The organism is Akkermansia muciniphila, assembly GCF_040616545.1.
In the GTDB taxonomy this organism is placed as follows: Bacteria; Verrucomicrobiota; Verrucomicrobiia; order Verrucomicrobiales; family Akkermansiaceae; genus Akkermansia; species Akkermansia muciniphila_E.
On sequence record NZ_CP156688.1, the window covers coordinates 2,159,813 to 2,174,429 of the forward strand.

A 14,617-nucleotide genomic window follows, 5' to 3' on the forward strand; every position below is an offset into this window, starting at 1 on the left:
GCCCTCCGCCCACCGATCACAAGAGACAGTTATGGACTCAATTTACTGGATTATCATCGTAGCCCTGCTGCTTCTGGCGGCATTTGACTTGATCAACGGCGTAGCAAATGATGCCGTCAACTTCCTCAACTCCGCCATTGGTTCCAAGGCTGCCCCGGTACGGGTGATCCTGACCGTGGCCTCCATCGGCGTGCTGGTGGGCGCCTGCTTTTCCGGCGGCATGATGGAAGTGGCCCGGAACGGCATCTTCCACCCGGACATGTTCAGTTATCACGAAGTGATGCTGCTCTTCCTGGGGGTGATGATCAGTGAGGTGATTCTCCTGGATACCTTTAATACCTTCGGCCTTCCCACGTCCACCACCGTTTCCCTGGTGTTCGGCATTCTGGGGTCCGCCGTAGCCACCGCCATCTTCAAGATTTCCCAGTTCCACATGACGCAGTCCGTGTGGGACTTCATCAACACGGACAAGGCGTTTGAAATCGTCACCGGCATTCTTCTTTCCGTAGCCATCGCCTTTACGGTGGGCACCATCGTCATGTGGATTTCCCGGCTGGCGTTCACGTTCAAGTACCAGTCCCGGTTCAAATGGTTCGGCTGCTTCTGGTGCGGCATTGCCATGACGGCGATAGCCTACTTCGCCGTGTTCAAGGGCTTGAAGGAGTCCACCTTGATGGAACCTGAATTTATTCAGTATGTGGACCAGAACCTGGGCATGTCCCTGCTGGCGGCCTTCGGCGGTTTTTCCGTGCTCATGTTCCTGCTTCAGCACCTGTTCATGACGAACATCCTGCGCCTGACCGTACTGGCGGGCACCTTCTCCCTGGCCCTGGCGTTTGCGGGGAACGACCTGGTGAACTTCATCGGCGTGTTCATGGGCGGCCTGGATTCCTTCCAGTACGCCAGCGGCGTGGTGGCGGCGGGGGGCTCCGCCTCTTCCATCACCGCCATGGAGTGCCTGATGCCCGGGCAGGGAGCCCCGGTGAACCATTATATTCTTTTTGCCGCGGGCTGCATGATGATCTTCGCGCTGTGGTTCTCTAAAAAGGCCAAGACGGTAATCGCCACCGGAGTGGAGCTTTCCCGGCAGGGTGAAGGCGGCATAGAACGCTTCGGCTCCGTTCCCCCGGCACGCGCCATCGTGCGCAGCGCCATTGCGCTTGGGCGCGGGGTGAAGAAGCTCATACCCGCCCGCATGCTGGTGCGCATGAACCACCAGTGGGATGCGGCCCCCCAGCCTCTGAATCCCAAGGACCGCGTGGCGTTTGACCTGATCCGCGCCACGGTGAACCTGACGGTGGCCTCCCTGCTGATCGCGTGGGCCACCGGGAAGCAGCTCCCCCTTTCCACCACGTACGTGACGTTCATGGTAGCCATGGGTTCCTCCCTGGCGGACAAGGCGTGGGGCCGGGAAAGCGCGGTTTACCGCGTGACCGGCGTACTGACGGTAATTTCCGGCTGGTTCATGACCGGCCTGGCCGCCTTTACGCTGGCCGCCGTCATGGCCACCGTCCTGCACTACGGGCAGGTGTACGCCATCTTCGGGCTTCTGGCCCTGGTAGTCGTCATCCTGGTGAAATCCACCATCATGCACCGCAAGCGGGAAAACAAGCTTTCCGTGGAGCGCTTTGACCAGATTACGGAAGAAAATATTCTGGACGTGTGCAGCCACCAGGTGGTGGACAGCACGCTGAAGCTGCGGGAGATTTACAATGACACCATGGAAAACTTCTTCCAGAGTGACCGGAAGGCCCTGAAGGAACTGGCGGACGCCGCGGAACGGCTGGCCCTCTCCAGCAGCGAGCACCACAAGTACGACATTCTCCCCATCCTGTACAAAATGCAGTCCCGCTCCCTGGACATGGGCTACCATTTCGTGCAGGCCCTGGAGCATTTGAATGAAGCCACGCAGAGCCTGGCGCAGTTTTCCGAGTCCATTTTCACTTATGTGGACAACAACCATACGCCGTTCACCATTGACCAGGTGGATGACCTGAAGGAGGTGCATACGGCCCTGATGAAGCTGCTGGACGAGTACTGCAAGATGCTCCAGACGGGAACGTATATCCAGTTTGATTATACGATGGTGGCGCAGGAACAGCTTCTTCAGCTGGTGGCAAGAGCCACCAAGCGGCAGATCAAGCGCGCCCAGCGCAACCAGACGCGCACCCGTTCCTCCCTGCTTTACCTGAACATGCTTAATGAAATGAGGTTCATGGCCGTGCAGGTGCGCGCCCTGACGAACGACGAACGGAACTTTGTGGCCGCGTAAGGCGGCGGGAATCCGGAATTTTGCGGGAAAAGGAAAGAAAAACCTTGAGCGTGCTCCGGATGCAGGTATGTTTAAAGGACAGGGTTGTCCGGCAAGGGAGGAACGAGAGCCTTCCTGGCCATCAGGAATAACCCTGATTTCATAGGTAGTTAGTTGGAGCGGCTGCGGAAGGAATTCCGCAGCCGCTTTTTCATGCAGGGGAGCAGAGGTGTTTCCAGCCTTGTGTCATACAAAAACGGAATGTTTGAACGTATTTCCGGCCCGGCTGTCTCACCCATAACGGTTATGATCCGGGTGCAGTGAAAGAGAGAGCACTTCATCCACTAAAGGATTCAACCGTCTTCATAGGTAGTTAGTTGAACAGCAGCCCCGGCGAAGGGATTCGCCGGGGTTTGTTCGTCTTCAAATGGCGCGTTCCGCGCCGTAAAAGGCTGGAAGGAAGAATGTTTGACGGTTTGCCGCGGGGTTTGATTGACGGCGCGCGCGCGTCAGGGCATAGTGGCTGGGTATGAAGAGAGCGTTTTGCGTGATAGCCGGTGCATGCAGCCTGCTTGGATGGGCTCCGGCGGATGAAGCCGGCATGAAGAATGCGCTGGCGGATTGGCAAATGAGGCAGTCCGACTGGGAGTCCGCATTCAAGACGGCTGAAAGCGATGGTAAAAGAGAGGAACTGATGAAGAGCCGTCCGGACGCCGTTCCGGTGGCGCGGGAATTGTGGAGGCAGGTGGGCCGGGATCTGCAAAAGCCGGAGACTCAAAAGCCCTACCTGCTTCCGACCGTGCTCTGGTTTCTGGACCATCCGGAGGCTGTGGCGCAGGCGTTTCCCAACGGAGAGTCAGCCAGGAAGATTGTGGTGCTCTGCCTGGACGCCCTGGAAAACACCCTGTTCCGGGAAAAAGGGGCCGGGAAGGCGGCGTATGCGCTGAGCAATTCCCGCGAGTTGCGCTGCCGGGTCATTCTGGAACAGATCAAGGACTACAGCCAGTTCCCGGAGGACCAGGGGCTGGCAGCCCTGGGGCTGGCCATGGTGATGAAGGAAACGACGGGGATGCTCCAGGATGACGTCCGGCTGGTGGCGGCCCGCGGAAAGCTGTTGAAGGATGCCATCATCAAGTGTTATGATTCCAGCTTCGGCCCGGTTCCGGTCCGGAATCTGGTGCAGGAGGAGCTGTATGAAATACGCAATCTCAACATCGGGCAGACCGGACCCGGAATCAGCCTGCCTTCCTCCACCACGGGGGCGGAAGTGAAGCTCCCCGGCGGGGAGAAGCCCGTTCTGGTGGTGTTCTGGGACCCGAGGGACGCGCGTTCCGTCCAGTTTCTGGGGAAGGCCGCTTCCCTCCGGGGAGAATTTCCGGGCCTGACGGTGATGCCGGTGGCTCCGGGGAGCAGTGAGAATGTGAAGAAGGCCCTGTTGAATTTGAATTTGGACATCCCCTCCCTGATTGATGAGAAAGCGGCGGCATTCAAGGATTACCGCGTGAGGCACACGCCGCAGGTGTACCTGCTGGACCCCAAGGGAAAAATCCTGATGCGCGGCACGCCGGACATGCTGTTTGACGCCAACCTGTACGCCGTCATGGGCAAGTTTGAAGGGAAAAAGAATGGAAAGGCGGAGGATAAAAAGGCCCCCGCCGCTCCTCCCGCCGCCAGGCCTGCGCCGCTGCCTGCCAAAATCAATTCTCCGGAGACGCGCGTTCCGGCTGTGCCGCAACCCGCTGCCGCGCCGGCCGCCCCTCTTGCCGCGCCGCCCCTGCGGCCCATGCCCGAATAGCCCTCTTCATGGAGAATCTTCCGTTGAGAAAGGCCGCTGAGGCTGTGGCGCGCGTGCTGGCCGGGGCCGGGCATACGGTGTACTTTGTAGGGGGCTGTGTCCGGGACCGGCTGCTGGGGTACCCGGTAAAGGATATTGACATTGCCACCTCCGCCCGTCCGGAGGAGGTGCTGCGCCTGTTTCCCGGAGCCTGGGAGGTGGGCGCCGCCTTCGGTGTGGTGCTGGTGCGCCGTGACGGCTTTTGCTTTGAAGTGGCTACGTTCCGCAGGGACGGCCTCTACCGTGACGGAAGGCGTCCGGAATCCGTCTGCTTCACGGACGCGGAGGAAGACGCGCGCCGCCGTGATTTTACCATGAACGGCCTGTTTGAAGAGCCTTTTTCCAATCCTCCGGGCCGCGTGGTGGATTATGTGGGCGGCGTGGCGGACATAAGGGACCGGGTGCTGAGGTGCATCGGTGAGCCGGATCTCCGTTTTGAGGAGGATTCCCTGCGCCTGATGCGCGCCGTCCGTTTTGCCGTTACCAGGGAAGTGAAGGTGGAGGCGGATACTTATGCCGCCATTTGCAGGAACGCCCCTCTGCTGGCCCGCATTGCTCCGGAGCGCATCCGGGAAGAGCTGGACAGGATTCTCCTGTCGCCCGGAAGGAGGAGGGGCGTGGAAATGCTGGTGGAAACGGGGCTGATGAAGCATGCCATTCCGGAGCTGTACGCCATGATCGGCTGCACGCAGCCCCCCCAGTGGCATCCGGAGGGGGACGTGTACACCCATACCCTGATGATGCTGGACGCGCTGGGGAAGGACGGCGCCCCCGTCTCCCTGGAGCTGGCGCTGGGCGTGCTGCTACATGATGTAGGGAAGCCCCCCTGCCGCCAGGTGGATGAAACGGGGCGCATCCGTTTTTCCGGCCATGACAAAAAGGGGGCTGTCATGGCACGGGAGATTTTAAGGCGGCTGAAGTATTCCAACGCCGTGGTGGATGCGGTGAGCGCCATGGTGGAGCGCCACATGCGCTTCATGAATGTGCAGCAGATGAAAAAATCCACCCTGCGGATGTTCATGAGCGCCCCCCGTTTCCGGGATGAACTGGAGCTTCACCGCCTGGACTGCCTTTCCTCCAACGGCTTGATGGACAACTGGCAGTTTGTCAGGGACGCCATGGATTCCTACCGGAACGCTCCCCTGGTGCCTCCTCCGCTGGTGACTGGCCGTGACCTGGTGAACCTGGGCCTGCCCCCGGGGCCCGGTTTCAAAAACTGGCTGTCCCGTTTGCAGGAACTTCAGTTGGAGGGAACGCTCCGGACGCGGAAGGAGGCCCTTCTTCTTCTGGGGCAAATTGCCCCGGTGGAACAGAATACACTTGCAGAGTACCTGGAAAAGTTAGCATTATAGGCCGCAAGACCTCAACCTTTCAGCTCATGCGCCCGGTCATTTATCAACTGTTTGTCCGCCATTTTTCCAACATGGAAACCCATGGAGTGGACTGGGGGACCCGGGAGACGAACGGGTGCGGAACGTTCAACGGCGTGACGGACAGGGCCCTGAGGGAAGTAGCCCGGATGGGCTTTACTCATATCTGGCTGACCGGGGTGCTGAGGCACGCCACGCAGACGGCCTATCCCGAGCTGCCCGCCCAGCCGGAATCCATCGTAAAAGGCCTGGCCGGCAGTCCCTATGCGGTAGTGGATTATTTTGACGTGGACCCGGACCTGGCCTCCACGCCGGAAAAAAGAATGGAGGAGTTCAAGGCACTCGTGAAACGCTGCCGGACGGTGGGGCTGGTGCCGTTGATCGACTTTATCCCCAACCATGTTTCCCGCGCGTACCTGGCGGACTGGGACGGGCATGACGATTTCGGGGAAGGGGACGACCACCATACGTTTTTCTCTCCGGAGCAGGGGTATTTTTACCTGACCTCCAACAGTCCGGGGGACGGCCCCCCCCTGCATCTGCCGGACGGCCTGTTTGAAGGGGAAATGACCTTCGGCCGCGTGACGGGGAACAATGCCGTGACATGGAACCCCAGCAAGTACGACTGGTACGAGACGGTCAAGCTCAACTACGGCTATAACTTCATGGCCGGACTGCCGGCCCTCCGCCTGCTGCCGGACTGGACCAGCCCCAAGCAGCACGTGCCCAAGACGTGGCGCATCATGGACGACATCCTTTCCTTCTGGCAGGGCCTGGGCATCGGCGGTTTCAGGTGCGACATGGCCCAAATGATCCCCATGGCCTTCTGGAAATGGGCCATTTCCCGTTCCCGCGTCCGTCTGCCGGACGTGTTTTTCATGGCGGAGGCGTACAACGACCACATGAAGACCACTCCCGGCGATCCCTGCGCCGCGCTGCTGGAAGCCGGGTTCAATGCCGTTTACGATTCCGATTGCTACCATCTGGCGCTCCATATGTACACGGAGAATAACTGGGCCAACGATTTTGACCGTCTTTTCCGCAGCAACCCCAAGTACATGACCAACGGCGTCCGCTATGTGGAGAACCATGATGAAACGCGCGTGTGCTCCCCGCTCTCCTGGGGTGGCGTGGGGCGCGTCATTCTGCCTGCGGTCATGACGCTGGTGTACGCTTCCGGCCGCGGTCCCGTGCTGGTGTACAACGGGCAGGAAGTGGGGGAACGGGCGGAAAGCCCCGGCGGTTACGGCGGCCATGACGGGCGCACCAGCATTTTTGACTATACCTGCCTGCCGCAGCTCCAGCCCTGGGTGGCGGACGGGCGGTTTGACGCCTCCCTGCTGCCGGAGGATTCCGCGGAACTGAGGGACTTCCACCGGCGCCTGCTTCCCCTGATCCAGCATCCGGCGCTGGACCGGGGGGATTTTTACGGCTTGAACTGGGCCAACATGAAGAATACCACGTTCGGCAGGGAACCTGCGGAAGACACCTCCGGCCACTGGGTATACGCCATGCTCCGCCATGATGCCCATGCGAAGGCCACCGTGCTGGTCGTGGGCAACCTTTCACCGGACATCAACTTCTACAATCTGCGCATTTCCATCCCCCAGCACGCCTTTGGCTGGTGCGGCATCCAGACGGACCGGGTGCGGGTCAGGGACTTGATGGACGGGCAGGCGCAGGAGAAGGAATTTGACCGGAAGGAACTGATGGAACGCGGGCTTCCGCACCCCCTGAAACCGGGGCATGTGGGCGTGCTGGAACTGTCTCCCGTTTAAAGGGGCATCCTCATGGAAAGGCCCGCGCGCCTTTTCCGATATTTTTTGCTCTGCTGGGCGTTTTTATAATGACGGGCCGTTTTTAATTCTGTATAGTCCCGGAAATTCCTATGACTAGACGTTTCCCTCACTCCATGTCTGCCATTCAGCAAATTGCTCTGGCTCTTGCCGTGGCCGGTATTGGCGCCGGCCAGGGGCTGGCGCAGGAAGGGGCAGGGGCCTCCCGGCGGGCCGCGGCCCGGATGGAAGAGCAGGCCCAGGCTTCCATGCTGCTGCTGGGGCAGGCACGTCAGCAGTATTCCGAAGGCAAGTATCAGGAAGCCCTGGAAAATTACCGCAGGAGCCTTTCCACGCTGCCCAAGTCCCCCAACATGGAGAAGCGGCGCCGTTTTCTGGAAACCAGCATTGCGGACGTCAGCGTGGCGGTGGCCCAGGAGTACATCAAGGTGGGGCGTTATGACGAGGCCGTCAAGCTGCTGCAGGACGCCCTGAAAACCACCCCGACGCATGCGCTCGCCAAGCGTACGCTGGAGATGGCCCAGGACCCGGTGAGGACGAATCCGGCCCTTTCCCCGGAACACGTCAAGAATGTGGAGGAGGTGAACCGCCTGCTCCATCTGGCTTACGGTTATTATGAACTGGGCCAGTATGATGCGGCCCTGAAGGAATTCACCTCCGTCCTCCAGGCGGACCCCTACAATACGGCGGCGCGGCGCGGCATGGAGCTGGTGAACCGCGCCAGAACCACTTACTTTGACGCCGCACGGGATGAAATGCGCGGGAACGCGCTGGCGGAGGTCTCCCGGCTGTGGGAGCGGCCCGCGCCCCTGACGGAAACGCCGGAGGAACCTTCCTCCTTCTCCGAGCCGCTGGACAATCCCGTGGTGAACGTGGACCAGAAGCTGGGCATGATCCGCCTGCCGCGCGTGCAGCTGGACGGCGCTACGGTGGAGGAAGCCGTGGACTACCTGCGCAGCCAGGCCAGGACGCATGACACCACGGCCATGACCACGGCGGAGCGCGGCGTGAACATCTCCGTGGACCCGGGGCCGCCGGACAGCAGTTCCGCCAGGGAAGTCGCTGAAAAGAAAATTACGCTGAATCTTCAAAACGTGCCGCTCCGCGACGCCCTGGAATATGTGGCGCGCGCTTCCGGCCTCCTGCTGCGCACGAACGCCTTTGGCGCGGAACTGGTATCCAGTGCGGACGGCACCACCTACATGGTGACCAAGTCCATCACCCTTCCGCCGGGCTTCTTCTCCGGCTTGTCCGAATCCTCCGATACGGAAAATGCGGACCCCTTCGCTTCCGGGGATTCAGGCTCCTCCGGCATGACCCTGAAACGGGTGGACCCGCAGAAGGCCCTGGCCTCCCTGGGGGTGAAATTCCCGGAGGGCAGCTTCATCAAGTACAATTCAGGCAACTCCACCCTCCTTTTCCATGGGACCCCCCGGGACTTGAGCCTGCTGGAGGAGCTGGTGGCCTCCAAGAGCGCGGAACAGCCCCTTCAGGTGGTTGTCAGCGCCACGTTCCTGGAAGTGAACCAGACGGACCTGGAAGAATTGGGCTTCAACTGGATCGTGAACCTGAACCTGGACCCGTCCAAATGGTTCATGGGCGGTGCGGGAACCAACAAGAACGACTATAACAACACCGTGCTGGACAGCGCCGCCCAGGTGGCGGGAGCCGCCGTTCCCGGAGGAGTGGTGGGCGGTCTGAGGTCCGGCAACCAGGTCTTTACGGAAGACAGCATTGACGGCATGATTGAGCGCGGTTCTTCCGCCAGAAGCACGGGCGTGGCCTACGTTCCCGGCGGCGCCCCCAGCATCCTCACCATGCGCGGCATGTGGAGCCAGGCGGACGTTACCATGATTATGCGCGGCCTGAGCCAGAAGAAGGGCACGGACATCATGCAGCATCCTTCCGTCATTGTGCGGCCCGGTGAAAAAGCCACGTTCTTCAGCGGCAGGGAACTGATTTATCCCACGGAATATGATCCGCCCGAAGTCCCCAACAGCACGGGCAACAATAATAACAATAACGGCGACGACTGGGGCAACTATGACGACGACAACGGGGACCGCCTCCAGGTCATGCCCATGACCCCGGCGCATCCCTCCGCCTTTGAAACAAGGCAGCTTGGCACGCTGTTCAACGTGGAAGTGACCGGCATCAGTGATGACAAGTCCATCGTGGAAATGACGGTTGTGCCTGAAATCGTGGAATTTGACGGCTTCATCAACTACGGCACGCCGCTCTTCATTCCTGTGGCCTCCCGGGAGAAGAACCCGAAGGAAGACATCGTCATGGTGAAAGCTTCCGACAACTTTATCCTGCAGCCCGTATTCTCCACGCGCCGCCTGACCGCTCCCGTGCGCATCGCCACCGGCAGCACGCTCGTCATCGGCTCCCTGAAAAAATCCACGTCCATCACGTATGAGGATAAAATCCCCATTCTGGGCGATATTCCCTGGGTGGGACGCCTGTTCCGCTCCAAGGGCGCCAAGGAACAGCGCAAGGCCATCATCATCATGGTGAAGGCGGAAGTGGTGGACCCGGGCGGCAAGCAGCTTTACACGCCGAGCACCTCCGTTCCAGACGGGGATGTCCCGGCAGGTCTGGCGCCCCTTCCCGCCCTGAGCAATGCCGAATAACCTTAAACCGGATTATAATCATTGAAGAACAGCGATTCCGATCCTGAGTCCTCTTCTTCCTCCCAGGGGACCGACAATATCATGCGCCAGCTGCATGCCTCGGACTCCCGGGGCGTGGAGCGGAAAAGGGAAGTGGTGGTGCGCCCGGACGGCACCAAGGTCATCCGGGTGGAAAAACGCCGCCGCACCTATCATGACGACCGTAATGACGCCAAACAGGCTGTGCTGAAAAACAAGCGTTTTCTGATCGCCCTCTGCATTGCGGTCCTGCTGGCCGTGGGCGCTCTGGCGGGAACGTACATGTACCGGCTGACGTCATTCAACACGGAGGAATTCACCAGCCGCCTGCAATCGGACCTTTCCGCCGCGTGGGGGGGGAAGGTGGAAATCTCCGGCATGGCGATGGACGGCCTTTCCATGAAGGCCTCCCGTATCAAGGTAGCCTTTCCGGAGGATTCCTGCCTGTCCTTCGTAATTCTGGAAGGCATCTCCGGGGAAATCTCCGCCACCTCCCTGTTCATGGGGAAAATCAAGGGGGAGAGCATGAACGTGGCCAAGGCCGTGGTGGCCCTGCGTCCCGGATTCGCCAAATTTGCCGTGCCGCAGACGGGCAGGGAGCTGCCTTTCGTCTTCCGGCGTTATACCGCTCCGCGCCTGGAAGTAGGTTATGCCCACCAGACGGAGGAATTCACCCTGGAACGTAATGACGGGCCCTTTTTCCTGACGGCGGAGGCCTATATCCGCACGTCCGGAGCCGGCGCGGAACCGGAATACGTGCTGGACCTGTCACAGCAGAAACTGAAAATCAAGGGCTGGCCGCTGATGAGCATGGATGCCGGTTCCCTTATTTTAAACGGAAACGGCATCAGGCAGCTTACCTTTTCCGGCTTTCTGGACAAGGGGCGCTTGCTCAACAAGCCTGCGGAGGTGAGTACCTTCATGATTACGGGGAATTTCCCCCTTGGCATTGATTTCCGCCACCAGGCGTGGACCCTCACGGGGAGGAATTTTGAACTCCATTCCCTGGTGGGGAACGATTTTTCCTCCTTCCTCAAGGTGCAGATGGGGGACCAGGAAGTGGATGAAAAGCATGAATTGAAGGTAGACTTCGGCCTGCCCGTCATGGCGGAGCAAAAAAGGCCTTCCGTGAAGGGGTACAGCGGTTCCGTCGTCAAGGCGAACATGCTCAGGCTGCCCGTCTTCCGCCTGCTGGCGGCCATGACTGCCCAGAACTCGGAAATAAAGCTTCCTTATTCCTCCCCCGTCTTTACGTCCGGCTCCTTCCTTCTGGAAAGCGACGGCACGGACCGCTCCGTTTCCCTGACGGAAATTTCCCTGTTTGAGCAGGGCTTCCTGGGAGTGACGGGCTTCGTGGCCAGCGACGGAACTGAACTGGCGGGAGAACTGGTCTTCAAAATTCCCTCCTACATGGTGAACGGAGTCCGCATCCCGTCCGGCGCCACGCAGGAAGGTCGTGACATCGTTCTTTCCGTAAAAATTTCCGGTTCCCCGTCATCCCCCCAGGACAGTTCCGGTCCCATGCTCCAGGAAGTGGAGCCGCGTGCGGAGCGTCCGGGAATGCAGGCCGCCCCCTCCCGCGGGATGGTCCATCCCGCCCCCTCAACACCTTCTCCGGCCCGGGTTACTGTGGACGGATTCATGTGATATTGCCGAGGATTCATGTTCATACTCAAACCTACTGTTCGCAAAACATCCGAGAAGCGTTCCCGCTGGTGGACCAGGCTGGCCGGCTTCGGCCTGTGGTCCGTGCTCCAGCCTCTTTGCATGAGCCTTAATATCCGTTCCATCAAGGAGGAGCACGACGACGTCTACACGACGCCTTTTCTTGTGGCCCTCTGGCACAACCGCACGACCGTGCCGGGTTATGCCTGGTCCCTGGCCCAGAAGCCGCTCAAGATGTGCGTGCTGACCAGCGCCAGCAAGGACGGGGCCCTGGTGGAGTCCATTTGCAGGCACTTTGGCCTGGACTCCGTGCGCGGTTCTTCCGGACGGCGCGGCGCCCTGGCCTATATAGAGATGATGCGGAAGCTTCAGGAAGGCGACGTCTGTTTCTGCCTTACCCCGGACGGCCCCCAGGGCCCCATTTATGAGGTGCACCACGGCATCATTAAAATGGCCTCCCAGTCCGGCCTGCCCATCGTCCCCGTGTGCATAGAGTATGAAAGCTGCTGGCGGCTGAACAAGGCCTGGGACCGTTACGCCATTCCCAAGCCGTGCTCCAACGTGAACATTTTATGGAAAAAGCGCCTGTTCATTCCTCCGGACGTAACGGAGGAGCAGGTGGCGGAGTATGCGAGCCTGCTGGCCGGGCTGATGCGGCAGGGGCTTCCGGATTTTCCACCACTTAAAGAATCATTATTATGCAAATCATCGACGGAAAACAAGTAGCCTCCCAGGTGCTGGAAGAGGTTGGAAGGGATATTGAGCGGCTCAGGGAACAGGGAATCACTCCCGGTCTGGCCGTGGTGCTGGTGGGGGAAGACCCCGCCTCCCAGGTGTACGTTAATTCCAAGGTAAAGAAATGCGCGGAACTGGGAATGAATTCCCGGAAAATCGTTCTGCCTTCCGACGCCTCCCAGGAAGAACTGCTGCAGGTGGTCCGTGACTTGAATGCGGACCCGTCCATCCATGGCATCCTGGTGCAGAGCCCGCCTCCCCCCCATATTGACGAGGCGGCCGTGGTGCTGGAAATTGACCCTGCCAAGGACGTGGACGGCTTCCATCCGGAAAACGTCGCCAAGCTGGTGCTGGAGGATGAAACCGGGTTTGTGCCCTGCACCCCTCTGGGCTGCATCAGGCTGCTGCAGGCGGCGGGTATTGAAACAGCCGGGGCGAATGCCGTGGTCATTGGCCGCAGCATGATCGTAGGCAAGCCGATGGCCCATCTGCTGATGTCCAAGCAGGCGAACGCTACCGTGACTGTGGCCCATTCCCGTACGGAGAATCTGCCGGAGATCTGCCGCTCTGCGGACATCATCGTGGCGGCCATTGGCAGGCCCGCTTTTGTAACGGCTGATTTTGTGAAGGACGGCGCCGTGGTGGTGGACGTGGGCATCAACCGCGTGGAAGACGCCGCTGCCAAGCGCGGCTACCGGATTGTGGGGGACGTGGCCTATGATGAAGTGGCTCCCAAATGCCGGGCCATCACTCCCGTGCCCGGCGGCGTGGGACCGATGACCATCGCCATGCTGATGGCCAATACGGTCAAGGCCTGCCGCCAGCAGACAGGCGCCTGAGGAAGCGCAGGTGACGTCCGTTTTTCTTGTCAAAAGCAGGAAAATAGGGCAGTATCCACTTACCATTATGTCAAGTAAATTACTCGAAGGCAAAGTTGGTGTCGTAGTCGGCGTGGCGAACAAGCGCAGTATCGCGTTCGCAATTGCCAAGGCATGGCATGAAGCGGGCGCAAAGCTCATCTTCAATTACCAGGGTGAACGCCTCAAGGACGGCGTGCTCAAGCTGGTCCATGAAAACTTCGGCGAGGATGCCCCCGTCTACGATCTGGATGTCAGCGATGATGAATCCATCAATGCATTCTTTGAAAATGTCCGGAAGCATACGGACAAGGTAGACTGCATGCTGCATTCCGTGGCTTTTGCCCCGAAGGAAGCCCTGGGCGGCAGTTTCCTGGAAACGGGACGCGACGCGTTCAAGATTTCCCTGGATATTTCCGCCTACTCCCTGGTGGCCCTTTCCCGCGCCGTGGAGCCCATGATGTCCGACAACGGCAGTATTCTGGCGATGTCCTACCTGGGTTCAGAAAAGGTGGTGCCGAATTACAACCTGATGGGCGTGTCCAAGGCCGCTCTGGAAGCCTGCACCCGTTATCTGGCGTACGACCTGGGCCGCGCCCGCGGCATCCGCGTCAACTGCATCAGCGCCGGCCCCATGCAGACGCTTGCGGCGCGCGGCGTGTCCGGTTTCAGCACCATGTTCAAGGTGTATGAGGAACACGCCCCCCTGGGCCGTTCCTGCACGGGCGAGGAACTGGGCGCCACCGGCGTGTTCCTGGCCAGCGATGGCTCCGCCGCAATCACCGGACAGGTGATTTACGTGGACGGCGGCTATCAGATCATGGGCATGTAACGTTTTCCTTGCGGAAGATTCCTCCTTCCTTTCAGGCCGTACCGCTTGCGGTACGGCCTTTTTGCGCCGCCTCCGCCGGTATGACAGGGATGCCCTGTTTCCCCTGTCAAAAAATCTTGCCTTGCGGGGTTTCATTTTTATAAATAAAAAAATGACAGCCTCCCATCGTTATCTGTTTAACGGAGAAACGTGCGGCAGCTTGGATGAAATGTTCCTCCGGTACGGGGACGCTTCTCATAACGCCCATATTTCCCTTGATGGCAGGAATGGAATGCACATACAGTCCGTTCCCGTGGGCAACGGGTTGTATTATTGCGAAGTGGGGGATTCCACCCATGGGTTTGTGTGCCCGCATGAAATGATGGTTGAGGAATTAAAGGAGCAGTTCCGCCGTTTTGATTCGGGGGAGGATTTTTCCTTTGTAGCGGAAGAATGGAATATATATCAACCCTCTCTGTCTCCTTTGCCGGCCATCATCAAATGGATTGCCGTGGCGGGGCTGATGGATATTGCCATTATCCTGGCCTTTACCGGGTTTCCGGCAAGTCAGATGGACCGCCTTTCCTGCATGCTGAATACGTTTGCCAACTTTTTACTGAGTTGAAGCGGCACAGGAAATGGCC

Annotated in this window: 10 protein-coding genes; all 10 read left to right on the forward strand. The window is 59.7% G+C overall.

The genetic code is table 11. The features are described 5' to 3' along the window. Window positions 1-31: 31 nt before the first annotated feature. The 10 genes from ABGM91_RS08890 to ABGM91_RS08935 all read left to right on the forward strand — a co-directional run bounded on the left by ABGM91_RS08890 (window position 32) and on the right by ABGM91_RS08935 (window position 14,598). Complete coding sequence (locus ABGM91_RS08890; RefSeq protein WP_290565090.1) at window positions 32-2,272, forward strand: inorganic phosphate transporter; 2,241 nt, start codon at window positions 32-34, stop codon at window positions 2,270-2,272. Window positions 2,273-2,780: 508 nt separating this feature from the next. Then, window positions 2,781-4,046: a redoxin domain-containing protein gene (locus ABGM91_RS08895; RefSeq protein ID WP_354831561.1), complete on the forward strand. Its 1,266-nt coding sequence runs from the start codon at window positions 2,781-2,783 to the stop codon at window positions 4,044-4,046. An 8-nt stretch (window positions 4,047-4,054) separates the two neighbouring features. After that, window positions 4,055-5,437, forward strand: a complete 1,383-nt coding sequence (locus ABGM91_RS08900) for a CCA tRNA nucleotidyltransferase (RefSeq protein ID WP_354831563.1) — start codon at window positions 4,055-4,057, stop codon at window positions 5,435-5,437. A gap of 26 nt (window positions 5,438-5,463) precedes the next feature. After that, window positions 5,464-7,233: an alpha-amylase family glycosyl hydrolase gene (locus ABGM91_RS08905; protein ID WP_354831565.1), complete on the forward strand. Its 1,770-nt coding sequence runs from the start codon at window positions 5,464-5,466 to the stop codon at window positions 7,231-7,233. Between the two features lie 134 nt (window positions 7,234-7,367). Further along, window positions 7,368-9,887: an Amuc_1098 family type IV pilus outer membrane protein gene (locus ABGM91_RS08910; protein ID WP_354831568.1), complete on the forward strand. Its 2,520-nt coding sequence runs from the start codon at window positions 7,368-7,370 to the stop codon at window positions 9,885-9,887. Between the two features lie 21 nt (window positions 9,888-9,908). Beyond that, the gene (locus ABGM91_RS08915) at window positions 9,909-11,552 is read left to right on the forward strand and encodes a hypothetical protein (RefSeq protein WP_354831570.1); all 1,644 of its coding nucleotides are present in this window, start codon (window positions 9,909-9,911) and stop codon (window positions 11,550-11,552) included. A 15-nt stretch (window positions 11,553-11,567) separates the two neighbouring features. Next, entirely contained in the window at window positions 11,568-12,296 is a 729-nt protein-coding gene (locus tag ABGM91_RS08920) for a lysophospholipid acyltransferase family protein (RefSeq protein WP_354831572.1), read from the forward strand. Continuing rightward, window positions 12,269-13,144 carry a bifunctional methylenetetrahydrofolate dehydrogenase/methenyltetrahydrofolate cyclohydrolase FolD gene (gene folD / locus ABGM91_RS08925; RefSeq protein ID WP_354831575.1) on the forward strand — a complete coding sequence of 292 codons (876 nt, stop codon included), beginning with the start codon at window positions 12,269-12,271 and terminating at the stop codon, window positions 13,142-13,144. The genes ABGM91_RS08920 and folD overlap by 28 nt, the downstream gene beginning before the upstream one ends. Before the next feature lie 67 nt (window positions 13,145-13,211). After that, complete coding sequence (locus ABGM91_RS08930; protein WP_102714142.1) at window positions 13,212-13,994, forward strand: enoyl-ACP reductase; 783 nt, start codon at window positions 13,212-13,214, stop codon at window positions 13,992-13,994. A gap of 271 nt (window positions 13,995-14,265) precedes the next feature. Then, the gene (locus ABGM91_RS08935; RefSeq protein WP_354831578.1) at window positions 14,266-14,598 is read left to right on the forward strand and encodes a hypothetical protein; all 333 of its coding nucleotides are present in this window, start codon (window positions 14,266-14,268) and stop codon (window positions 14,596-14,598) included. Window positions 14,599-14,617: the final 19 nt, after the last annotated feature.